This window comes from Brevibacillus fortis, from assembly GCF_003013395.1.
Classification (GTDB): Bacteria; Bacillota; Bacilli; order Brevibacillales; family Brevibacillaceae; genus Brevibacillus; species Brevibacillus fortis.
In genome coordinates, this window is sequence record NZ_PXZM01000024.1 from 1 (window position 1) to 21528 (window position 21528).

21 protein-coding genes and 3 pseudogenes are annotated in these 21528 nt (G+C 45.5%); 19 read left to right on the plus strand and 5 right to left on the minus strand.

The features are described from left to right. The 5 genes and pseudogenes from C7R93_RS30045 to C7R93_RS31155 all read left to right on the plus strand — a co-directional run. The coding region (locus C7R93_RS30045) for a hypothetical protein (protein WP_106839754.1) at positions 1–691 on the plus strand (691 nt) is incomplete at its 5' end. A 372-nt stretch (positions 692–1063) separates the two neighbouring features. Then, positions 1064–1348, plus strand: coding sequence for a hypothetical protein (locus C7R93_RS16060; protein ID WP_106839755.1), 285 nt, complete (start codon positions 1064–1066; stop codon positions 1346–1348). Between the two features lie 208 nt (positions 1349–1556). After that, entirely contained in the window at positions 1557–1739 is a 183-nt protein-coding gene (locus C7R93_RS16065) for a phage terminase small subunit-related protein (protein WP_106839756.1), read from the plus strand. Positions 1740–1755: 16 nt separating this feature from the next. Further along, a complete protein-coding gene (locus tag C7R93_RS31150; RefSeq protein ID WP_106839757.1) occupies positions 1756–1857 on the plus strand; it encodes a terminase small subunit in 102 nt (33 codons plus the stop codon). Between the two features lie 98 nt (positions 1858–1955). After that, positions 1956–2214: pseudogene (locus C7R93_RS31155) on the plus strand (DEAD/DEAH box helicase family protein); the annotation flags it as partial. 40 nt (positions 2215–2254) lie between these two features. Here the strand turns inward: C7R93_RS31155 and C7R93_RS16080 are convergent. Beyond that, positions 2255–2785 carry an ECF transporter S component gene (locus tag C7R93_RS16080; protein ID WP_106839758.1) on the minus strand — a complete coding sequence of 177 codons (531 nt, stop codon included), beginning with the start codon at positions 2783–2785 and terminating at the stop codon, positions 2255–2257. 205 nt (positions 2786–2990) lie between these two features. Between C7R93_RS16080 and C7R93_RS31160 the strand changes: the two are divergent. Next, positions 2991–3328 (plus strand): annotated as a pseudogene (locus C7R93_RS31160) (hypothetical protein); the annotation flags it as partial. Here the strand turns inward: C7R93_RS31160 and C7R93_RS16090 are convergent. After that, positions 3246–3820, minus strand: a pseudogene (locus tag C7R93_RS16090) (NAD(P)H-dependent oxidoreductase). The pseudogenes C7R93_RS31160 and C7R93_RS16090 sit on opposite strands and share 83 nt — an antisense overlap. 166 nt (positions 3821–3986) lie before the next feature. Between C7R93_RS16090 and C7R93_RS16095 the strand changes: the two are divergent. From C7R93_RS16095 to C7R93_RS16120, 6 genes are all read left to right on the plus strand, one after another. Then, the gene (locus C7R93_RS16095; protein ID WP_106839759.1) at positions 3987–5006 is read left to right on the plus strand and encodes an AraC family transcriptional regulator; all 1020 of its coding nucleotides are present in this window, start codon (positions 3987–3989) and stop codon (positions 5004–5006) included. 131 nt (positions 5007–5137) lie between these two features. Beyond that, positions 5138–5794 (plus strand): TetR/AcrR family transcriptional regulator, encoded by a 657-nt coding sequence (locus C7R93_RS16100; RefSeq protein WP_106839760.1) that lies wholly within the window; start codon positions 5138–5140, stop codon positions 5792–5794. Between the two features lie 11 nt (positions 5795–5805). Further along, a complete protein-coding gene (locus C7R93_RS16105; RefSeq protein WP_106839761.1) occupies positions 5806–6174 on the plus strand; it encodes a DUF4180 domain-containing protein in 369 nt (122 codons plus the stop codon). Positions 6175–6176: 2 nt separating this feature from the next. Beyond that, on the plus strand, positions 6177–6851 hold the full coding sequence (locus C7R93_RS16110; protein WP_106839762.1) for a formylglycine-generating enzyme family protein: 675 nt from the start codon (positions 6177–6179) through the stop codon (positions 6849–6851). A gap of 70 nt (positions 6852–6921) precedes the next feature. After that, positions 6922–7473, plus strand: a complete 552-nt coding sequence (locus C7R93_RS16115; protein ID WP_106839763.1) for a MarR family transcriptional regulator — start codon at positions 6922–6924, stop codon at positions 7471–7473. Positions 7474–7547: 74 nt separating this feature from the next. Beyond that, a complete protein-coding gene (locus C7R93_RS16120) occupies positions 7548–8753 on the plus strand; it encodes an MFS transporter (RefSeq protein ID WP_106839764.1) in 1206 nt (401 codons plus the stop codon). A 48-nt stretch (positions 8754–8801) separates the two neighbouring features. On the opposite strand, the gene C7R93_RS16125 is transcribed toward C7R93_RS16120, so the two are convergent. Continuing rightward, on the minus strand, positions 8802–10262 hold the full coding sequence (locus C7R93_RS16125) for an MFS transporter (protein WP_106839765.1): 1461 nt from the start codon (positions 10260–10262) through the stop codon (positions 8802–8804). Positions 10263–10356: 94 nt separating this feature from the next. After that, entirely contained in the window at positions 10357–11334 is a 978-nt protein-coding gene (locus C7R93_RS16130) for an oxidoreductase (protein WP_106839766.1), read from the minus strand. 148 nt (positions 11335–11482) lie between these two features. Here C7R93_RS16130 and C7R93_RS16135 point away from each other — a divergent pair, with 148 nt between their 5' ends. Both C7R93_RS16135 and C7R93_RS16140 read left to right on the plus strand, forming a co-directional pair. Further along, positions 11483–11917 (plus strand): Lrp/AsnC family transcriptional regulator, encoded by a 435-nt coding sequence (locus tag C7R93_RS16135; protein WP_106839859.1) that lies wholly within the window; start codon positions 11483–11485, stop codon positions 11915–11917. A gap of 158 nt (positions 11918–12075) precedes the next feature. After that, positions 12076–14262 carry an S-layer homology domain-containing protein gene (locus C7R93_RS16140; RefSeq protein WP_106839767.1) on the plus strand — a complete coding sequence of 729 codons (2187 nt, stop codon included), beginning with the start codon at positions 12076–12078 and terminating at the stop codon, positions 14260–14262. Between the two features lie 45 nt (positions 14263–14307). Here the strand turns inward: C7R93_RS16140 and C7R93_RS16145 are convergent, their stop codons facing one another. After that, on the minus strand, positions 14308–14895 hold the full coding sequence (locus C7R93_RS16145) for an ASCH domain-containing protein (protein WP_106839768.1): 588 nt from the start codon (positions 14893–14895) through the stop codon (positions 14308–14310). A 140-nt stretch (positions 14896–15035) separates the two neighbouring features. On the opposite strand from C7R93_RS16145, the gene C7R93_RS16150 reads away from it, so the two are divergent. The 5 genes from C7R93_RS16150 to C7R93_RS16175 all read left to right on the plus strand — a co-directional run bounded on the left by C7R93_RS16150 (position 15036) and on the right by C7R93_RS16175 (position 21480). Further along, the gene (locus C7R93_RS16150) at positions 15036–16151 is read left to right on the plus strand and encodes a serine hydrolase domain-containing protein (protein WP_106839769.1); all 1116 of its coding nucleotides are present in this window, start codon (positions 15036–15038) and stop codon (positions 16149–16151) included. Between the two features lie 85 nt (positions 16152–16236). Continuing rightward, positions 16237–17169 (plus strand): iron-hydroxamate ABC transporter substrate-binding protein, encoded by a 933-nt coding sequence (locus C7R93_RS16155; RefSeq protein ID WP_106839770.1) that lies wholly within the window; start codon positions 16237–16239, stop codon positions 17167–17169. A gap of 90 nt (positions 17170–17259) precedes the next feature. Further along, positions 17260–18054: a DUF4253 domain-containing protein gene (locus tag C7R93_RS16160; RefSeq protein WP_244191564.1), complete on the plus strand. Its 795-nt coding sequence runs from the start codon at positions 17260–17262 to the stop codon at positions 18052–18054. Between the two features lie 85 nt (positions 18055–18139). Then, positions 18140–18577, plus strand: coding sequence for an SRPBCC family protein (locus C7R93_RS16165; RefSeq protein WP_106839771.1), 438 nt, complete (start codon positions 18140–18142; stop codon positions 18575–18577). 266 nt (positions 18578–18843) lie between these two features. After that, complete coding sequence (locus C7R93_RS16175; protein ID WP_106839773.1) at positions 18844–21480, plus strand: winged helix-turn-helix domain-containing protein; 2637 nt, start codon at positions 18844–18846, stop codon at positions 21478–21480. The last annotated feature ends 48 nt before the right edge of the window (positions 21481–21528 follow it).

The window sequence follows — 21528 nt, forward strand, 5'->3', positions numbered from 1 at the left end:
ATTTACAGCAATGGGATCTACAGGGGTTAGTCAAGTAAAAGCAGCAGAAGTCGTACAACAGCAGCAAGTAGTATTGAATAACGAAGAGGTAGCTCAACTTAAACGAAACTTAACAGAATTAGGTATTGATGATAAAACACAAAACGAATTGATTGATAAGTACAACAAAGGTGAGATTTGGGATTCTATGAATCCAAATAAAATAAAACAGGTTACTTCTAACCTAAAACTTACTGCAAAAAATCCAGTTCAAAAGTTTACATTTCCTGATGGGTCTGTTCTACAAGTAAAAGCAACTGTACTAAATGAAAAGGTAATAAATACTAAACAAAATATAAATGAGATCCTTCCAGCTTCGTCGAAGGAATGTGGTTCTGGATATTGCAAAGTTTATGACGTTTTAGTAGATGGGACAAGTGGTGTTCAGTCAGCAGAATTTAGAGCTGATTTTGTTCATGTGCAAGGTGGTTATGACTATATATCTGAAATTTACGATTGGCGAATTGTGGTTATTGGTGGCTCATATTCCTTGAATGAGTTCACAATTAACCGTCCAAAAGAAGATAAGCGAAGAAGTGCTCAGGCGACATTAAAATGGACTATGACGACAATAGGTGGTGCAGGAGGGGCAACTTCTTATTTAAGGCTACATGTTCAAAATGATGACTGGAGCGTTGAGGGTTCAATGTAACGATGTTGTAAAGAATAGTCATAAAGTTCCAAGAAAGCCCCCTGTGAAAAACAGGGGGACTTTTTTGTTATTGGAGGCAATTATTACTTACTTGATGCCCATATCAAGTTGATCCTGACCAGATAGGTAATTTATTTAATAGAACGTAATTTGTAATATATTAATTAATAACGATTAGCACACTCCACAGCGAGTGTGCTTTTTAATTGGAGGTGAGTGATACAACCTAATGGCACGCGCAAGAGAATCGAATCGCGATAAAGCATATGAGCTTTGGAAGAAGGCTGGACTTGGAGTTGCAAAAGGATGAATTATGAAAAGAGTGGAGATAGTCTGCAACTGTTGAACTTCTGTTAAAAGGAGGTATATAACTTGCAGAAACTAGCTCAATTTTCAGGCGGGATTCTTTTAGGTATTGTCATGTTAATGGGAGTAATTTATACCCTGTTTGAAAACGTTTATGATCTGAGAAAATGGAGCGAACTGACAAAAAACCTAGCTCAAATTAATGTCACAGTCGCCCTTGGATATGCTGTTTTACTTGCTGGTATAGCCGCAGCATTAAAACATGCAGGGCAATTTGTTCAACACAAAGGTCGTCTCTACGCGATGATAAAAGCATTTGTCTATTTCATCACAATGAATCTTTGGCTGTAATTTTGCTCTTTTTCAAAAACGTTGGCGTGGTTAAATTTGATTCCTTTTCTAGGGTCGATTTGGGCTTTTGCTTTTTTGAGTAAGCAGTTTTTGACGGCAGTGCGTGAAATGTTAAATGTTGAAGATTGATCAAACTTGATGCGCTCGTAAAGGGAGCATCTTTCTTTTTGAAAACAACCCTATGAAGTGGTGAGGTGGTGGACATGTAATGGCCAGAGCAAGGGATCCGAACAGAGAGCAGGCATTCAAGTTATGGAAGAAGACTAATGGTGCAATCAAATTGAAGGACATCGCTGAGCAGATCGGTATCTCAGAAGGCACAGTACGAGGTTGGAAGAACAAAGATAAATGGGAGGCAGTTAGTAGCACAATCGAGGAACCGAGACTTTAATGCTACTCGTGCTGCTATGGTTGTCGGCTACAGTAAGAAAACAGCTTATCCCATCGGATGGGAAAACTTGAGGAAACTTCAGATTCAGGCAGAGATCAAGCGACAGAAGAAGCAATGACAGATGAGTTGGGAATGAGTGTGCAACGAATTGTGGCGGAGTACATGAAGATTGCCTTTGCTGACATTTCTAAATATGTGGAGTTTGGGCAACAGGACATGCCAATGTTTACTGAAGAGGGCAAGCCTATAAATGATCCAGATGCTTTCGTCGAGGATATGTTGGGTGTTGAACCAGACGATTGGCAACAAGAAGTATTGTATGCTCTAGCACAAAATTGCCTTGTATCAGTTAGATCTGGGCAAGGAGTAGGAAAGACGGCTATGGAGTATGGACGATAATCTGGTTTTGTGCTGCCGGCCTTTCCCAAAGGTAATTTGTACTGCTCCCACGCGTTTCCCGATCTTTTTATTTTTGCAAAAAAGGAAGGATGGAGCGCTGCCCCATCCTTCCTCTTTTAACCTTGCCCAACAATCTTCTTCAAGCGTCCCACCAGCGGAATCACAATAACCGCTGCTACAACCACCTGCAAAACGTTTCCCGGAATGGAGCCAAACGGCTGAATCCAGTTCCCGTAAAGAATAACCTCAACAAAGTAGTAGCCCACGATCTTAATCACCAATGCAGCGGCAACTGCGAGTGAGTACACAAATACCCGATTGCCAGGAACCTTTTCGGCGATGAGGCCAGCTACATAGCCCATTGCACCTACGATCACGAAGGTAAACGGTGCCCATGCTGTCCAGCCGGAGATAAGGTCAAAGAGACCCATACCAAAAGCGCCTGCGATGGCTCCTGTTTTTCTGCCGTACACAAAAGCAGCGATTAAAAGAGGCACGTTACCGAGATGAATGAGACCACCGTTCCCCATGATAGGGAGTCGCAAATTAATGAACATGGTGGCTGCGAGAGTAAAAGCGATAAAAAGTGCGTTAATAACCAAGGTTTTCGTCTTTGTTGCTTTTCTTGATGAAAAAGTAGAATCCATATGATAGCCTCTTTCTTATTATTTTTACTATTATCATACTCAGAATCAGCTACATAATAAATACACTTTGCACGATTTATTTGCCTAGGTAAATCATTCCAGCGAAAGAGATACGCTGGATAAAGGCCTGTGATAAAATATGGCTGTAAAAATGGACCCAGATATCTTGGACAGGAAGCTGGTGCAAAGACAGTGATGGTGGACGCTACAGGGGAAAAAAGTAGCCGCTGTTCGTATTCCTGGTACACAAGTTTACGTATACCCGAGAGATGTATATTTCAATCCGGTCTTGTACGATGAAATGGGTTTGGAAGTTCCGCAACAGATCAGCAAGGCAAAAACGCAAGATGTAAAGAATACATTTGAAGAATTGAAAAAAATCCCATTATCCAAAGCACGAATGCCTTTAAACAAAATCACGTGTACGTCGATGTGGTTGATCCACTCTTGGAAGGTGGCCTTAGGCTAGCCTCTCCCCAAGCTTCTTCACCTTCTCCAGCCACTTCTTGCGCGTTTCCTCCGCCGAGGCATTCACCCCACTGATCTCCGTAACCTTCACAGGCTTGATCCGCAAAACTTCAAAATGTTGCGTTTCATCACGAGATGTCCGGCTTGCCAGTAGACCAATCGGTTGTACCAAGATGGTGTATCCATAGTCACAATCACATGCGCAGTTTTGCCCGTTAACAATTTATCCCATAGAGACGAATCCTCCCGATATTTATAGGCGAATCCAGGTAATAAGACACGATCGAAAAATCCCTTCAAGATTGCGGGCATGGTGCCCCACCAAGTCGGATAGACAATGACCAGATGATCCGCCCAACGGATGAAATCCTGCGCTTCTTTTAAGTCATCCTCCAGTTCCGTTCTTTTCCGATATCCATACTTCAGATTCGGGTCGAAAGAGAGTTGGCTCAAGTCAATGGTGCGAATCTGTGCTGCTTTACCTGAGGCTCCTTTCATATAGGCGTGCGCCAACGCAGAGCAATAGCTCTCTGGATCTGGATGTCCGATGATAACGAGAATGTTCATTTTCATGTCCCCCTTCGTAACACTTTGATCGGTTGAATGTAGATTGGATTCTATAACCGACAGATCGTGGTAAACTGAACTGTATTCAGCATAGCGTGTGGAAGGGAACAGATGAATGATCGAAAGCGCATAAATGTTGTGGATTCACGCAAAGGAGGTACCGTACTTGGAAAATGCGCAGGGGTTTGCGATTTCGATGGTGTATCCGATTTTGAAGACAATCACTCACAAAAAGTTTGATTTCGAGCGTTTTTGTGACCATATTTCTTTTGACGGTACTTTGTTGCAGGATGTGGAGGCGCGCATTGCCGAAGCGGAGCTCGAGCGATTGATGAAGGAAGCTGCCATTTACACGCAGGATGATCATTTCGGACTGCATCAAGGACAGTTAACCGATATTGCTGATCTCGGGATTCTTGGCTATGTCATGATGCATTCAGAAAAAATCATCGATGCATTGATGGCTTATCAGCGGTATCACGTGATCCTTTGCAGCGGGTACGAGCTGGATTGGGCGGAGCGGGGGAACAATGTTTTCCTACGATTTCATAGACAAAGCCCTGGGAGCGTGTCTCGACATTGTATGGAAGATATGGTCAGCTCCTTGTACCACTTGATCGTCCGTATGAGCCATCGCGCCATTCCGTTACAGGAGATACATTTCACACACGACGCTACGGCCGATATCGCTCCTTATTTGAATCTATTTGGAATGGAGCCACACTTTGGTGGAAAAGAAAATGGGCTCTTGATCAGCAAGGAAGTTTTGCAATACCCGATCCTGTATTCAGATGTCCGGCTGCGTAAAGCTTTTGAACCAATTGCGGAAGAAATTAGAGAGAGGCTGATCAGAGGGCGGGAATTTTCGGACCGTGTGTTTCAATGGATGATGGGATGTATGCCTGCGGCTTTTCCGACCTTACAGCAAACTGCCGCTGCTTTTCACATGAGTACAAGATCCCTGCAAGCGAAATTAAAGGCAGAGGACACCTCCTATCATGAATTGTCCACGAATGTCCGCAAAGAAATGGCGATGGGGTATTTACAGCAATCGGAGCATTCCATCGGAGAGATTGCGTACCTGTTGCATTTTTCAGATCCAAGCGCCTTTCAAAATGCTTTCAAGAAATGGACGGGGCTGACACCGGGGCAATATCGGATCAGTCACCAAGCACTTGCCATGTAACGTTAGGATGGAACACGCTGAGTACGCGTGTTTTTTTTGTGTGGTGGAGCCTCTTCGTTTGACAAACTGGAAAATCATGGTGTACACTTTTTTTATTCCGACCGTACAGTATAAAAAAACGAGGTATAATCATGCCCAAATTAGGAATGGAACCAAAGCGCCGAGCAGATGTCATAAATGCGACCCTCACTTGTATTAGCAATCACGGGATTGATGGCATGACGTTGGATAAGGTGGCGGAGTATGCGGACTGCTCAAAGGGAGTCGTCACGTATTATTTTAAGAATAAAGATCAATTGACGAGTGAAGCCTTTCAAGCATTCTTGGCCTATTATGGATTGAAAATAGAATCTGACATGGACAACACCATGACAGCCCAGGAAATGATGGACGTTACACTGAAGCATATTTTGCCGCCATACGTGAACGACAAGGAAAAACAGATCAATGTTTCGCAGCTGGATGGAATCGATAAGATGTATATCCCGCATGAAGATCAAGCAAGGCTCTTTGTACAATACTTCTCAAAAGCCGCATTGGACCCAAATCTGCAAGAAGTAGTCGCGAAGAGCTATGCGAGAGATTTGCAAGGCATTACAAAGATTTTTGCTTACGGTAATCAAACCGGGCTAATGTCTGTAGAGGATTCGCAAAGCGCTGCCTACGGACTTATGGCGATGGTTGTGGGCTTGAGCTTCTTTCGGGTGGCGAGAGTTCAGCCAGCAAACGGTGAAGACAACCGGTATATTTGTGAGGATTATGTGAGGCAGATAACCAATAGAAGATGAGGAGGGTACACATGAATATTACGAAGATAGTAGCTTGCGGGAAAAATATTGCCATTGTGAGTGGTAGCGAGGTACTTATCGAGGATGTGCAGTCCGCATTGGACCTAATCGCAACGGTACATTATCAAGCAGACAGTGATCGTATCGTTCTCAACAAATCATTGATTGTAGATGGCTTTTTCGATTTGAAAACACGTCTTGCTGGCGAAATTCTGCAAAAGTTCATCAATTATCGGGTAAAAGTGGCGATTGTAGGGGATTTTTCGGTGTACACAAGTAAAAGTCTAAAAGATTTCATCTATGAATCCAACAATGGAAAAGACATCTTTTTCTTGCCGACCGAAGAGCAGGCGATCGAAAAGTTAAGCCAGGTGAAATAACGATGGCACAGGCCTATACCATGGTGAACATCCCGGCAGGGCAAATCGAATTGAGGGACGATCGAATCAAGGCCACATGGACAACCGAGGTGAACTCTTTTTTACTCGCACCAGTTCCTGTAACGAATGCGTTCTATTTCTCGGTTGTCCAAAAAGCAGCTGGACCGAATGACCACCCAGAGGCTCCCGTTGTAAATGTCTCGTGGAACGATGCGCTTTCGTTTTGCAATCGGCTTTCTCAGCAAGCTGGTCTCACGGAATGCTACTCAATAAGTGAAGATGGTGAGAGGGTCGTATGGAACGAGGAAGCGGATGGCTATCGTCTGCCTACAGAGGCGGAATGGCAGTACGCGTGCAAAGCAGGGACGGGTGGTTATCGGTACGGCGAGCTGGATGAAATCGCATGGTACCAAGAAAACGCTGAGGATACAGTACATGAGGTAGGGCATAAGCTACCGAATGAGTGGGGGCTCTATGACATGCTAGGAAATGTTTGGGAGTGGTGCTGGGACCTTTACGATGAGAATGTATACGGCTCCTACCGAATATTTCGCGGTGGCAGCTGGGCGGAAGAAGCCAGAGGCTGTGGAGCGACATGTCGCCGCCGGAGTCACCCTACGTTTCGAATCGATGATCTTGGCTTTCGTCTTGCCAGGTCCGTTGGAATAAGGTTCTAGGGTGTTGCAAAAGCTAGACAAATACGTTACATTAATTTTAGTTAGATAATCTAATTATATAAGGTGGATTATGAGTAGAAAAAACAAGAGGGAGCATACATCCGATCAATTGCCAAAACTAGGTATTCAGCCGTATTTGGATCTGATGGAAAGAACAGCTCTACAAAATACGGATCGCAAATTGGCTCATTTGGGGTTATTGATGCTATGGCTGGGGGATAACGCCATAGACACAATTGATTTGAATTTGGAGACATTCGGCCTAACGGAGAGTAAATGGGACGTATTGCTATTGCTTACGTTACATGAAGACAGAGAACTTATCACCCCCTCTTCGCTTGCAGACAGGCTGGGCATTCGGCGCGCTTCTGTTACAGCTATGCTGGACTGGCTGGAAAAAAGGCACTGGATAATCAGGGAGCAAAGCACGCTGGATGGTCGCAAGATTCATGTCAAAATAACACAGGAAGGCAGAGAATTAGTAGCCAGAGCACTGCCCGTTTTCTGGTCTGCCTGCTCCTCCATTATGAGCGAAATAGAAGAGGAAGAACGGATGCTGTTGGAAAAAATCTTGATGAAGTTGAAGAGCAGCATGGAAAAGAAACTGGGGGTGGGAAGATAAGATCATATTTTTTTGTGAATATAATTAGATAATCTAACTATAATGCATGTAAATAATGGAGAAAGAGGTGTGCCATGTCACAACGAAACTACTCACTCATGACTGCAATCCTATGCTGGTCTGGAATCGTCGTCATGTCGAGCTTATACGTCACGATTCCCCTTATGACCATATTTGCCGATCTTTTCCGTATTACATTGACACAGGCAGCAGCAGCAGGCAGCGCATTTTCGGTTGGGTTTGCTATAGGGTGCCTGATTTATGGACCATTGTCCGAAAAGTATGGCCGCAAGAAAGTTATTGTGATCGGGCTGATTGCGCTTACTCTCTTGTCTTTGTTGCTTGGTAGTGCAAATCATTTTGCATGGATTATTGTACTCAGGAGCTTGCAAGGTGCTGCCGCTGCTACGTTCTCGCCTGTCGCGCTCGCCTATGCTGTGGAAATGTTCCCTGCGGCAAAACGGGTAACAGCAATCGGATTTATCAGCACAGGATTTTTGGCGGCAGGAATCATTGGTCAAGTGATCAGTAGCTTCATGAGTCAACAATACAGTTGGCACGCCGTATTCTATATGCTTGCTGCTATCTATTTCGTGACACTGTTCGTGGTGATGAAGTGGCTACCAAAAGAAGAGAGTCCCCTTGCTTCCGTTAATATTTGGGAGCCGATTAAGCGAATTCCCTCCATGTTCAAACAAAAAAATATCGTCTTGAGCTACATAATCGCTGTTGTATTGCTTATGTCATTTGTTAATATGTATACGGTCTTGGGCAGTTATTTGGCGGGTCCTGATTTTGGGCTTAGCAACAAGGATATTCTGCTTGTTCGAACGATTGGTATAGTGGGCATGCTCATTTCTCCGCTGGCGGGCGGGCTGGCAAAACGGTTTGGCTTACGAACCGTGCTTCGCTGCGGATTAGGTCTGGCAGTAGTCAGTATGGCTTTCCTCGGTATGATATCTAACTTGTCTCTTTTAATCGGTACGAGTGTGCTTTTCGTTGCCGGAATTGCATTATCTGTTCCTTCGCTGATCACGCTTATTGGACAGCTGGGAGGCAAATCGCGGGGGATTGCGGTTTCGGTTTATACATTCATCCTGTTTTCGGGAACAAGTCTTGGGCCGATATTGTCCATCCGTTTAATGAAATTTGGTAGCTATGAACTAACTTTTGTACTGCTTGCAATCGTACTTGGCATTGGTCTGTTGGCTGCATGCTTGATTCGTAGTGATTCCGCGGTTGAAAGCATTAGCACAAAACCTCCTTCGCCACTAGCTTAGTGGTTGAGGAGGTTTTGTTGTTACAAACGACGGCTGCTATCGATTATTTTATTGATTCAGCAAGCGTTCTCGCTGCTTATGCATGGCAATGAAAGCAGCAAACACGAGCAGTAGGCTTCCTGTGAACAGAAATCCTTCCTCAATGGAGAAGGGTAGCCAACCTAAAAGGCCTGAGCCGACAACCACACCGAGAGAGAAGAAGGCGTATAAGTAACCGTGTGCTTTTCCCCGTAATTCTTGCGGCGTTGATTGAATGAGCATCGTATTGACCGAGGGAAACAAGAGCGCAAAGCCTATCCCATATAGTCCTAACACGCAGTACAGTGCCAATGTCGTGTTGGATTGACCAATAAGCAACTGACTCACGCCCATGAAACCAATTCCGATGGATATTGTTTTGGAAGGGGCGACACGATCAAAAATCCGGTTGGTCGGAAGCACAAAAAGCAGGACGGCAATCATCCCAAAGGTGCTCATTAATGTACCGCTTAATTTCGAATCATATCCAAGCGATTGGACATGCAAAGGCAAAAGGTAAGCGATCACACCTTGTGAAAACATGAGCAAAAAGGCACCGCCATAAGCCTTGATAATTCCAGCATTGAAGATCAAGGCTGAGGATGGAACGTCCGTCTTAAGCTTCTCTTTCTTGCAAGCCTGAGTGGATTGCAAAAAAATGACGGACAGAATGGCTAGGAAAAAGCCCATAACAGCTACACATGTAAAGACAAAAGGCACAGAGGTTTTGCTTGCCATAATGCCGCTGAATGCAGGGCCGATAATGGCTGCGAGTCCCACAAAGGTACCAGTGAAAGCAACCTTTCGCCCTTGCTGCTCATGGGCAGTATTATTCGCAGAGAAAGTAAAAGCAGCAGGAACTATCAAACCGGCAACAAATCCGTGAATGATTCGCACGATAATCAACAAAAACGGCTGATCGACGATGTGATACAGCAGCAAGGCACAACTTGATAAAACCAATCCGATCAACAGTGGCTTGGATGGACCGACCTTATCTGTCAGTATGCCAGAGATAATATTGCCAAAGGTATTGGCTAACGAATACAGACCAATGACAAAACCTATAACAAATGAGCTGGCGCCCACGGAAGCAGCAAAGGTACTCATGACCGGCAGCTGCGAGAACAAATCAAAGAACGAGAAAAAAACGATGCCGTATACGAGCAGGGCATTATTAAACGGCTTCAGAGGATACACATCCTGTGCCTTTTTCAGTCTACGATCCAGAAAGAAGTTCCCAAACGGCACAAAAGCGGCGAGTAACGCAGCAAGAGACCAGAGCAGGCTCCATCTCACACGAATAGACGCATAGAGTATCGCCAGAGCATACAAGCAAAATATCCCACCGTGAATACTTCCTGTGATGGTTACGGCTTTGTCAAAGCCCCACACGTATTTCAAGGGCATCGCGATGCCCATCAATACTAATAAAGAAAGGCCATCGAATAGGCCTGTAAGACGTAAAAAGTATATTGGATGTACCCGCACTTGTGACTCTCCTCATTTTTTATGAAGTGATGCCTCTATCCTACCATTTTTTTTGATGAAGAAAGTGAACAAATTCGGGTCATTCCTGTGTCGATTAGGCAAATAAAATACGTCCTGCATAATCAGGGTCTTCCAGGAGGGGGCGACCAATTGCGATACTATCGACGAGTTGGTCTTCGAGAATTCGATTGGCGAGACTGCGGCTGTATATTTTTCCCACGGCAATGACCGGAATGCAGAAATGTTGTTTGATCGCAGCTGCGTGAGGCAACTGATAAGCCGTATAGACGTCACTAGGCTGGATCGGGAGCAGTCCCCCTGTTGAGACATCGATCGCATCCAATTCAGACTCAAGCGGCTTTAGCATTTGCACCCAGTCTTTCGGGGTTAGACCGCCCTGGACAAAATCTGTGGCAGAAATACGGATCAAAACGGGATAATCCCGTCCCACTTCGGCTCGAATCGCCAGAAGTACGTCTTGTAAAAAGCGTGCCCTGTTCTCGGGAGTTCCACCATAGGCATCCGTTCGCGTGTTGGACAAAGGCGATAAAAATTGATGAAGCAAAAAGCCGTGTGCCGCGTGAAGCTCAATGCCATCAAAGCCGGCTTCGACGCTTCGCTTTGCCGCCAAACGGTATTCTTCGACGATGCTCTTCATTTCGGCAAGAGACAGCGACTCCGGGGTCCCGTAGTAATCATCGTACGCAATCGCACTTGGCGCGACCAATTGCTTCGTTACATCAGGGGAAGCCTTTCTTCCGCCGTGCGACAACTGGATGAAGATCGGGGTGTGCTCTGAGTGAACAGCTTCTGTTATCTTGCGCAAAGGCTCCACATGTTGGTCGGTAAAAATGCCGATGTCGTTGTGAAACAGTCTGCCGTTGGCTGAGACGGCGGTCGATTCCACAATCACTAGGGACACATGCTTGGCTCTTCGGCTGTAAAATTCGATATGATGGTCCGTGGGAAAGCCTTCCGGAGTACCCCTATACTGCTGCATGGGTGACATGATAAGCCGGTTTTTTAAGTGCAAGCTGCCTATGTTGAATGATTCGTTTATGGTAAATGTCATGGTCTCATTCTCCTCTTCTGTTTATGAGTGACATTTTATGGGAGATCGCTTACAATTTACATAAGTTTTTTAAGGGAATTCAAGTCATTAACCTTATATTTTCATTTATTTCAGGTATTTCACTTTCAAAAAATGAGGTGTTATGTGGGTGGACCAAATCGATCATAAAATTTTGTCGTTGCTTCACGAGAATGCCCGGATTCCCATTTCCGAGCTGAGCCGCATGATCGCGATGTCGCAGCCGGCTGTAACGGAAAGAGTGCGAAAGCTGGAGGAGCAGGGCGTCATTACTGCTTATCGGACGGAGCTTTCTCCCCAGAAGCTCGGCAAGCACACCACGGCATTTGTATTGTTTAAAACGAGTATGTGCAAGGATTTCATTGCATTCAGCGAGCGAGCACCTGAGATTGTTGATCTCTACAGAATCAGCGGGGAATACAATTACTTGATGAAGGTGCTGACTGAGACGACCGAGTCACTGGCTGCCTTTTTGGATACATGCCATGTTTACGGATTTTCCACACCTTTAATTGTGCTCTCGAAATCATTCGAGAATAAAAGTTTGGTTCCAAGTACGGAGTAAGAAAAACACAATTCTGGCATTCGTGAAAAGGTAGGGCTAACAGACCAGGGATAAAAACTCCTGAAGATCCTTGTGAGAATCACACATGATGAAAATATAAACCACCTTTTTGATATATTGGTATAATCAAGAAAAAATAAAAATATCAGGGTGAGATCATGAAGCGTTCTCTTGTTATTAAATCAGTGACAATGCTGGCGATCATGGGCAGTTATTTTTCTATCGTACCAACAGTGAATGAAAAACTAGGAATAGATACATTTGTGCTTGCAGCGGGACCTTCGGCTTCGGCTTATCTTACAGAGGAACAGATACGACCACTCATAAAAAAGATACCTATCCATACGAATGGGTACATCGTGAAAGATATCTATCTGGATGACTCCATCGCTTTTGGTCAAAACGGAGCGGTTTGGAAGAGCTATTGGGTCAAAGAGAAAGGCGGGAATGAAAGTCTATTCATAGATGTCGACGCGACAACAGGCAAGTTGGTCCAGTTTACAAATTTTCCGGATGATAAGCCCAAAGCAACGTCGGTGAATATCATTTCAGAGGAAGAGGCTTTGAAAAAGGCAGAAGCATTCATACATACGGTTGCCCCTGAAGTGCAAGGGCATGTTTCCAGAGCAAATGAATATCAGGTTGACGATTCCACTCCTCCGCAAGTAATGGATCATGTTTTTTATTTTGTTCGCGTAGAAAATGATATTCCATTCCTGGAGAACTATCTTCAGGTGATTATTGATTCACAAGGTGAAATCCGTTTTTACAGCCGCAAATGGTTCGATGGAGAGCTTCCATCTCCTGTTCCAGCCATATCAGCGGAGGAGGCAGGAAGACGGTGGGATGAGTCGGTGAAGCCAGCGCTTCACTATGTTTATACAGGGGAACAGATTGGAAAATATGGATTGCCCAAGAAAAATATGATTCTGGCTTATGCTTACGATGAGAAAGCCCCAGTTTTCATCGATGCTATGACGAATCAACCCATGACGATGTTGGGGGAGAGTGTCAGTCAGCAGTCGCCAATTGTCACGATTGGAACATCAACCAGGACGATGGGCAAGGAACAAAAAGTGGCGGATGACGAAATAAGAGAGAAGGCAGACGAGATTGCACGTACTATGTTCCAAGCCGAGCGTGATCAACGAACAATGGGGGGGAGCATTACTTCGGTATCATGGAATGGATTTGGGGAGGGTAGTTCCAGCAGTGCAACGTCTTTTCATTATGTTCGTCCAGCCCAAGGAAAAGAAAAGACTATGAAATTCCATCTAGGAATGGATGATTATGGAGAGATCATGAGTTTTTACATGGAGGAAGAACATGCAGAAACGGGAGATCGAATCTTTCCCAATCCGATTCCTTACGAAAAAGCACAAGCGATTGCGACCGATTTTATGAAAAAGCTCTATCCCGATCAGCAAGGAGAGCTGTATGCGATCCCTCTGCCTCCAACAGAAGAGAGCAAAAAATGGCTGTTTGAGCGAAATGGCGGCTACTACATTACTTTTGGCTGGTTGAAGCAGGGAATACCTGTCCAAAGTCTTGAAACGGGGGTAACCGTTGATCCTGTACATGGAGAGGTGATGGGGATGCATACCTTTCCATCCTATCAATCACTTGCGAGCATTCAAGTACAGAAAGCTAGAATCGATGAACAAAAAGCAAAGCTGGTAGAAAAGGGCAACAAGGAGCTTCGACTTACCTATTTCATGCCACATCCAGAATGGCGACACGGTAGCTATCTGGTCAGTCGTGAACCAAAGCTGGTTTACAGAATGGTAGGAGACGATGGTGTGGTTGATGCAGATTCCGGAAAATGGGTGAGCTATACGGATTACCTACAGTCAAAAACTCCCCAGGATATTGCTGCTCACCCTCAATATTTAGAGCTTTTGTACGCTGTGAAAGATGGTTTTTTCCCCGTCACAAAAAGCAAGCTTGATCCTGATCAGCCTGTCACCCGTGGAGAGTTTCTACGCATTCTGCTCAAAGCCAAGGCGCGCTACGACTTCTCTCCAAGCTATGATGAAGCGGTGGGAGACGAGCAATTTTATACGGATATTGATAAAGTTCACCCACTCTATGAAACTGTCAAAGACGCTATGCAAATAGGATTGATACAAGCGACAACCAGCAATAAGCAATTCAATCCAGATCGCAATCTCACAAACGCGGAAGCAAACGAGATGATTTCCAGGTTGCTAAAAGGGACGGAAGACAAGAAAGGAGCTCTGCCAGTAGTCACTACCGGGCAGCCTACTAAGATTTTGACAAAGGCTGATGTAGCTCGTTTATTGATGGAACTGCAATCCTATGCGAAAAGTGCAGAACAAGAGTAAAGAGAGATCCATCATAGAATAGTTTGCCAGAAAGCTCGGTATTGTTTACTCGATACCGAGCTTATTCATAACCATTTTTCCACGCGGTGAAATCCGGTATCCAGTCCCAAGACTGATGGTAAGTCCGAGGTTTTTCAGTTTACGCACATTCAACTTCAGCTTTTCTGTTTCCCACCCGATTTCAGCAGCCAGTTCTGCCGCTCTGACTCCAGGATGCCCGTCGATGAGCTTTAAGAAAACAGCCGTCCAAGGTCCGGAAGAACTGGCATTGTCCAACCGCTTGAGCCGAGTATGCAGCTCCAGAAATTGTTCATCCGTCAGGTCGTCCTGCTCCCGTAATGCTTCTCGTGGATCAGGGCCAATACGAGTCACTTCGATTCGATAGATCGTCCCTTCACGGCTGAAAGAATGGACTTCCTTCAACAGTTCCTCGGGTGTGGAATATCCCGCACAAATGGCCTCCGATTCGTTTATGTCCAGTTCGGAAACGATGGTAACAGACCCGATCTCAAGCAGTCCGATTGGAGTGTGAAGCTGGCTTCCCTCTTTGACACGCGCTTGTTTCCAACGGCGAAATGCTAGCGAAACAGTGCCGTCAGCAATCCCGTTCAGAATGTGATTTTTAAAAAGCATGAATTCCTTCCCCCTTTGCCACAGGACTATTCCTTTCATTATAGCTGGAAAACTCCCTATGTTCATAATGGGCAAGTGAAGGCACATAGCTTATCAGTAGCGGTCGCATAAGTCCTTGCTGGTGAATGAGGGGGAGACGCATGAGTATTGAAATGATAAGGAATGAAATAGAGGGCAACCTGAAGGCAAAAGTAGCCTCTGATCCACAACTGCACAATGTCTATTTGTTAATCCATTCCGATAAGCTGGGTATCCACTGGCCAATAGCAGCTGGCAGTACAGATGGAGAGACAGCCAACCCGAATCAATCCTATCACACAGCTAGTGTGGGCAAAGCTTTTACAGCTGTTATCGTTTCGATCCTTGCAGAAAAAGGGCTCGTCACGTTTGAAGACCCGATTGCCAATTATTTACCCGATGAGATTCGAAAAGATCTGCACATCTGGAAAGGAAAAGACTACACAAATGAAATTCAGATCAAGCATCTGCTCAACAATACTTCTGGATTACCTGATTTCTTTGAAGAAAAGCCGAAGCGGGGGAAGGGATTACTGGAAGGAATTTTGGAAGATTCCTCGCGCTATTGGACGCCGCAAGAAACTATACAATGGTCGAAAAAGCACTTACAGCCGCGCTTTGAGCCCGGAAAACGCGTTCATTATACAGACACAGGGTACAATCTGTTAGGGCTCATGATTGAAAGGGTGACTGCCAAGCCCTATCATGAAGTTCTCCATGACTACATTTTTAAGCCTCTTCAAATGAATCACTCTTATTTATCTCAATTTTCCGAGCCCATCATTAAAAGCGAGCATCCGGTAGCACATCTATATTTGGATGGGAAAAAAATAAATGTAGAGAGCTACCGCAGCTTCAGCAGTTTTTTCTCAGGAGGACAAACCGTAAGTACTATGGAAGATCAGCTGCGTTTCATGAAAGCACTCGTCCAGAATCAGATGATCAAAAAAGAAACCCTCGAAATCATGCAGCAGTGGAACAACATGCGGATCGGCATGGATTATGGCTATGGATTCATGCGGATGCGTTTTCTTCCGTTCACGCAAAAATATACGGGGTGGGGACACTTAGGGGCGAGTGGCAGCTACATGCTCTATTTTCCCAACTTGGACGTATATCTGATCGGGAGCTTCAATCAGACTACTTATCAAGCAAAAGGGATGAACTATCTCTTTTTTCATATCCTGCGCAAACTAGCGAAGGCAACACCTCGTCAGGTTTCCAATATTGACAAGTAGAAGAGATATTACTATAGTAGTTGAGTAATTGCGATTGATAATCACTTTCATAAAATTAGTATCAAGAGTAAGGAGATCGCTTACCATGAAAAAAGCATTCATCCCTGTCATTCTCATGTTCATGCTCTTGCTTAGCGCTTGTGGGCAACAGCAGGCTCAACCTGCACAACCAGAGACACCGGCGGCAGGCAACGAAACGAAAGAGGGAATGGTGGTTTACCAATCTGAAAAAGGACCTGTCGAGGTTCCGGCACAACCGAAACGAATCATCGGACTTACAAATGCCCCGAATATTGTATCTATAGAGGGTACACTTGTCGGAGTAGATCAATGGACGAAGCAAAATCCGCTTTTTAAAGAAAAATTAAAAGATGTGGAAGTCGTATCGGATGCAGATTTGGAGAAAATTCTTGCCCTGAAACCTGATCTGATTGTAGCGGGATCAGAAATGAAAAATCTTGATCAGCTTAGCAAAATTGCGCCGACTGTCGTGTTTACGTGGGGCAAACTGGATTACTTGTCGCAGCAGTTGGAGATCGGCAAGCTGTTGAACAAGGAAAAGGAAGCCCAAGCATGGATGGATGATTTCAAGAGCCGTGCAAAAACAGCTGGTGAGCAAATTAAAGCGAAAATCGGTGAAAATGCAACAGTATCTGTGCTCGAGTATGACACGAAAGATTTTTATGTATTTGGAAATAACTGGGCGCGCGGCACGGAAATCCTCTATCAAGCAATGGGCTTAAACATGCCGGATAAAGTCCAAAAAGACGTTCTGAGCGCTGGTTACCATAAGTTATCGTTGGAATCGATTCCGGATTATGTTGGTGATTATCTCGTCCTCAGCAGAAGAAATGGTAGTAACAATGAATTCTTGCAATCCGTGACATGGAAAAACATTCCGGCAGTAAAAAATAATCGCATCATTGAGATTGACACGGAAGCGTCTACCTACAGCGATCCGATCACACTCGAATATTTGCTAAAAATCTATACGGAACAGTTTCTTGCCAAATCATAAATGCTTGGGAAACCAAGCATTTTTCTTTTTGCTTTTTGTTCATTTCCATTGTATCTGGAAATTGAAGTAAAATAGATGGGAGTCTATGGTTTGAACAAAACAACAGAAAAAAGAGGTGTAACGATGGTAGAAGAGTTGTCGAATTACCTAAAGGAATGCGACATAGAAGTGGTTGCTGCGGAAGACTTTTCGGTACCTGCCACAAAGATAGATAAGCACAGCATCTTGGTTCTGCCTAGCTATAATATACTAGAGATGATAGAAGAAGCTGTGGACGAGGAGGGATCACTCTCTGATTATGTACATAACCAGCTAGAGGAAGTTCACCGCTTATCAGTGGAGGATGTCTTTCGACGAATTGTAGAATCTCGCCTATTATATACAGACATTTCATCCGAGTTGAAAAGTTTAGAAGGAAAGAACTTTGAAGGCATCTATCAGGCATATTCGCTGATCTGGGAAGGCCATGAGCTAATCGAAGAACAACTCAGTGAGACAGAGACCGAATCCTTTCTCATAAGTGAAAAATGGATACAGGATCGATTAGAAGATGAGGCACTGATTGTTCTGGAATTGCCGTTATCGTCTGGTTATGAAGCACCGTTATGGGTTCCCATGGGAGGCTATAATGAATGCCCATTACCCGTTTACCAGTCGGTGATAGTAAAGCATTGGCAGGAGGCGTATGGAATCAAGGTTCTCGCTGTGACAGAAGATACTTGGATTTTTCAAGCTGGTTCAAAACCGCAGACTCGTCAGGAAGCACTCAAGCTGGCACAAGAGCATTTCATCTTTTGTCAGTACGTCTTGGATGAGTTTCCTTCAATAGGGCATTACGCAGATTATTTAATGAAACAGGATGTATGGTATTTTTGGTGGGATTAACTCGCCATATTCCTGAAATATCTCCCGTGTTCCGACAATAAACATAACAAGATACCAAAGAACACTGGGGAAGGAATGAGCAATCATGCCTCAAGGAATACATGATGTGGAGCTGAACCTGCCCATCGGGGCGGTATGGCAGTTCGTGAGTATAGTGGAGAATTGGGTTCCACTGGTACCTGGCTACATCAGCCACGAGGTAATCAATGAACGACGTGTCACGTGGACGTTTACAGGCGATATCGGCATCATGAAGAAAACGATCAGCCTGCAAGTGGATATCACCGAATGGACGCCTCCGAACGAGGTGAGGTTTACCCTGACGGGGATCAGCGGGAATTTCACCGGGCAAGGCTACTTCAAAGCAAAAGCATTGGGGGAGGCGCGTACGAAAATGACGGGCTGTCTCGATATCACCGCCAATGGTGTGAAGGGTCCCATGATCAATTCCATTCTGAAATCGAATTTGCCCAAGACGACCAAGGAGCTTGTGGAGGCTATCGGAAAACGTATAACGAAATAGCATCCTTGCCGCCAAAACGAAAACACGCCAGCTCGGCGTGTTTTTTGTGTCATGTCCGTTTGGGAGATAAAGGAGGAGGCACCGGATGCGAAGGAATATCACAAGTCGAAAGGGACATTGCAATTTCCGATCGATCAGCCCTTACCTTATGATCTGATTAGGAAAATCGTCCAATACCGAGTAGCGAGCAATTTGAAAAAAGCAGAGAGTAAATCAAAAAATCGGCGGAGTTGACGCTTAGAGACAGCGATCCTTATAATTTCTGTATGACGATTCCAATTGTAACCACCAAACTGTATATGCCCCCGCCACGGTTGAAGATCGTTACCCGTCATCGACTGATCGAGCAGTTAAACGAGGGCCTAAACCGTAAACTGACGGTCATTTCAGCACCAGCAGGCTCCGGTAAAACGACACTTGTCAGTGATTGGCTCGCCAGTGGTGATCGACCCGTCGCTTGGATTTCCATGGATGAAGGGGATAATGCCCCTGCGCGTTTTCTTACATACCTTTTCACAGCTCTGCAAAATATTGGACCGAATATTGGATCGGGCATATTTCCTTTGCTCCATTCCCCTCAACCTCTACCAATCGAATGGATGATCACGACTCTGCTTCGTGAAATAATGGCTATTCCCAACCCTTTTGTCCTTGTCTTCGATGATTACCACGTTTTGAAAACGGGGCCACTCGACGAGGCCATCTCTTTCCTGCTTGAACGCATGCCCCCGCAGATGCATTTGGTAATGGTGACCCGCGAGGAACCACGTCTACCTATTGCTCGGTTACGAGTGCGGAACCAATTGAATGAAGTACGCGCATCCGATTTGCGCTTCACCTATTCGGAAGCAGCTGAATTTTTGGAGAAGGTGATGGGGTTAGAGCTATCACCGGAAAACATCGCCCTGCTCGAGTCACGCACAGAAGGTTGGATTGCGGGTCTACAGGTAGCTGCTCTTTCCATGAAAGAACAAAAAGATGTCGCAAGCTTCCTTCAATCTTTTTCCGGTAATCATCATTTTATCCTCGACTATCTGGTAGAAGAAGTGCTCACCCAGCAATCTGCCAGTATTCAGACTTTCTTGCTGCATACATCCATCCTCGACCGATTGTCCGGTCCTCTTTGTGACGCAGTTTTTCGCCAAAGTCATACTTCAGGACAAGAAACTTTAACCTATCTCGAACGCGCCAATTTGTTTGTCGTCCCGCTAGACAGCGAGCGGCGCTGGTACCGCTATCACCATCTTTTTGCGGATTTACTGCGGCAGAGGCTCCGATCGACAACAGGAGAAGGCGAGCGAATCGTCGGAGAATTACACACCCATGCAAGCATTTGGTATGAAGACAATGGTCTTGAGATGGAAGCTTTTCATCATGCAGTAGCAGCCAAGGATACATCGCGAGCAGCGCGACTCGTGGAGGGAGAGAGGATGCCGCTGCTATTTCGTGGTGGGGTAGTCCCTGTACTGGACTGGCTGGAGTCGTTACCACACGAGGAGTTGGATGCAAGGCCCGCGCTGTGGGTGATGTATGCCTCAGCCTTGCTGATGACAGGTCAAATGACTGGCGTTGAACCGAAACTGCTAGCCGCCGAAAAAGCACTGCAAAGCTTCGAGCCAGATGCCAAAGCCAGAGATACCATTGGGCATATCGCTGCCATACGCGCCACACTGGCTGTGAGCAAGCACCAATCAGAGGTCATCATGTCTGAGGCCAAGCGAGCCTTGGATTACCTGCACCCCGACAACTTGCCTGTCCGCACAGCCACTACTTGGTCGCTGGGGTATGCCTATCATCTCCATGGGAATCGTACCGCAGCCAGCAAGGCTTACCATGAGGCTTTATCGATCAGTGAGAAGATTGGCCATTTCGTCATCACCATGATGGCTACGCTTGGACTAGCGAAGCTACAGGAGGCAGATAATCAGCTCCAACTGGCGGCTGAGACTTATCAGCATGTACGAAAATTGGCTGGGGAGCCTCCCTTGCCAGCTGCTTGTGAAGCGCATCTAGGCTTGGCCCGGATTTTTTATGAATGGAACGACCTGCATAGAGCGGAACACTATGGACAACAGTCTATTCAATTAGCAAGTCAGCTGGAGCAAACGGACAGAGGCGTGGCAGCGCAGGTGTTTTTGGCAAGACTGAAGCTAGCGCAGGGAGACGCTAGTGGAGCGGCAGCCATGATTGCAAAGGCTGAGCATGTTGCTCGCAAGCATTGCTTTGTCATACAGATATCCTCAATCGCCGAAGTACAAGTCCTCCTATTGCTTCAGCAGGATAACCTCACAATGGCGGCTCGTTTGGCACAGAAGCACGACCTTCCCATACTCCAAGCCCGTGTACTTCTGGCACAGGGAGATTCGTCAGCGGCACTTGCGATGCTCGAACCATTGCTCGTGCAGGCAGAGGCAAAACAGCTAGAGGATGAACGACTCAAAACCATGCTGTTGCTAGCGGTTGTTTGGCATGCGCATGGTGATCGAGCAAAAGCTACACAAATGGTGAGAGACGCTTTGGTTATCGCGGAGCCGGGTGGCTTCATTCGCAGTTTTGTAGACGAAGGTATCCCGATGAAAATGTTATTGTGTGAGGTGGCAGTCCATGGAGAGATGCCACGATATATAGAAAAGCTGCTTACGGAATGTAAAGGGGAAGGGCCGAAGGGGGAAGGCAACTCGAATCAACCCCGTCATGCAGCTTCCCTGATCGAGCCACTTAGTGAGCGAGAACTTGAAATTTTGCACCTCATCGCAAAAGGATTATCAAATCGTGATATTGCCCAGCAGCTGTTCCTCGCGCTCAGCACGGTGAAAGGGCATAACCGGAATATTTTTGACAAACTACAAGTACAGCGGCGTACGGAAGCAGTCGCACGGGCTCGCCAGTTGGGCTTGTTGTAAATCCAAAACAATACTTAAGTATCTGTAAGTCAATACCGTGCTCCCGCT

Excerpts from the sequence above, each read along its gene's own strand:
- C7R93_RS16155 (WP_106839770.1), top strand. The coding sequence starts at position 16,237 with ATGAAAAAAGCATTCATCCCTGTCATTCTCATGTTCATGCTCTTGCTT.
- C7R93_RS16165 (WP_106839771.1), top strand. The coding sequence starts at position 18,140 with ATGCCTCAAGGAATACATGATGTGGAGCTGAACCTGCCCATCGGGGCG.
- C7R93_RS31150 (WP_106839757.1), top strand. The coding sequence starts at position 1,756 with ATGGTTGTCGGCTACAGTAAGAAAACAGCTTATCCCATCGGATGGGAA.
- C7R93_RS16175 (WP_106839773.1), top strand. The coding sequence starts at position 18,844 with ATGACGATTCCAATTGTAACCACCAAACTGTATATGCCCCCGCCACGG.
- C7R93_RS16065 (WP_106839756.1), top strand. The coding sequence starts at position 1,557 with ATGGCCAGAGCAAGGGATCCGAACAGAGAGCAGGCATTCAAGTTATGG.
- C7R93_RS16100 (WP_106839760.1), top strand. The coding sequence starts at position 5,138 with ATGCCCAAATTAGGAATGGAACCAAAGCGCCGAGCAGATGTCATAAAT.
- C7R93_RS16080 (WP_106839758.1), bottom strand. The coding sequence starts at position 2,785 with ATGGATTCTACTTTTTCATCAAGAAAAGCAACAAAGACGAAAACCTTG.
- C7R93_RS16115 (WP_106839763.1), top strand. The coding sequence starts at position 6,922 with ATGAGTAGAAAAAACAAGAGGGAGCATACATCCGATCAATTGCCAAAA.
- C7R93_RS16105 (WP_106839761.1), top strand. The coding sequence starts at position 5,806 with ATGAATATTACGAAGATAGTAGCTTGCGGGAAAAATATTGCCATTGTG.
- C7R93_RS16120 (WP_106839764.1), top strand. The coding sequence starts at position 7,548 with ATGTCACAACGAAACTACTCACTCATGACTGCAATCCTATGCTGGTCT.
- C7R93_RS16150 (WP_106839769.1), top strand. The coding sequence starts at position 15,036 with ATGAGTATTGAAATGATAAGGAATGAAATAGAGGGCAACCTGAAGGCA.
- C7R93_RS16145 (WP_106839768.1), bottom strand. The coding sequence starts at position 14,895 with ATGCTTTTTAAAAATCACATTCTGAACGGGATTGCTGACGGCACTGTT.
- C7R93_RS16110 (WP_106839762.1), top strand. The coding sequence starts at position 6,177 with ATGGCACAGGCCTATACCATGGTGAACATCCCGGCAGGGCAAATCGAA.
- C7R93_RS16130 (WP_106839766.1), bottom strand. The coding sequence starts at position 11,334 with ATGACATTTACCATAAACGAATCATTCAACATAGGCAGCTTGCACTTA.
- C7R93_RS16140 (WP_106839767.1), top strand. The coding sequence starts at position 12,076 with ATGAAGCGTTCTCTTGTTATTAAATCAGTGACAATGCTGGCGATCATG.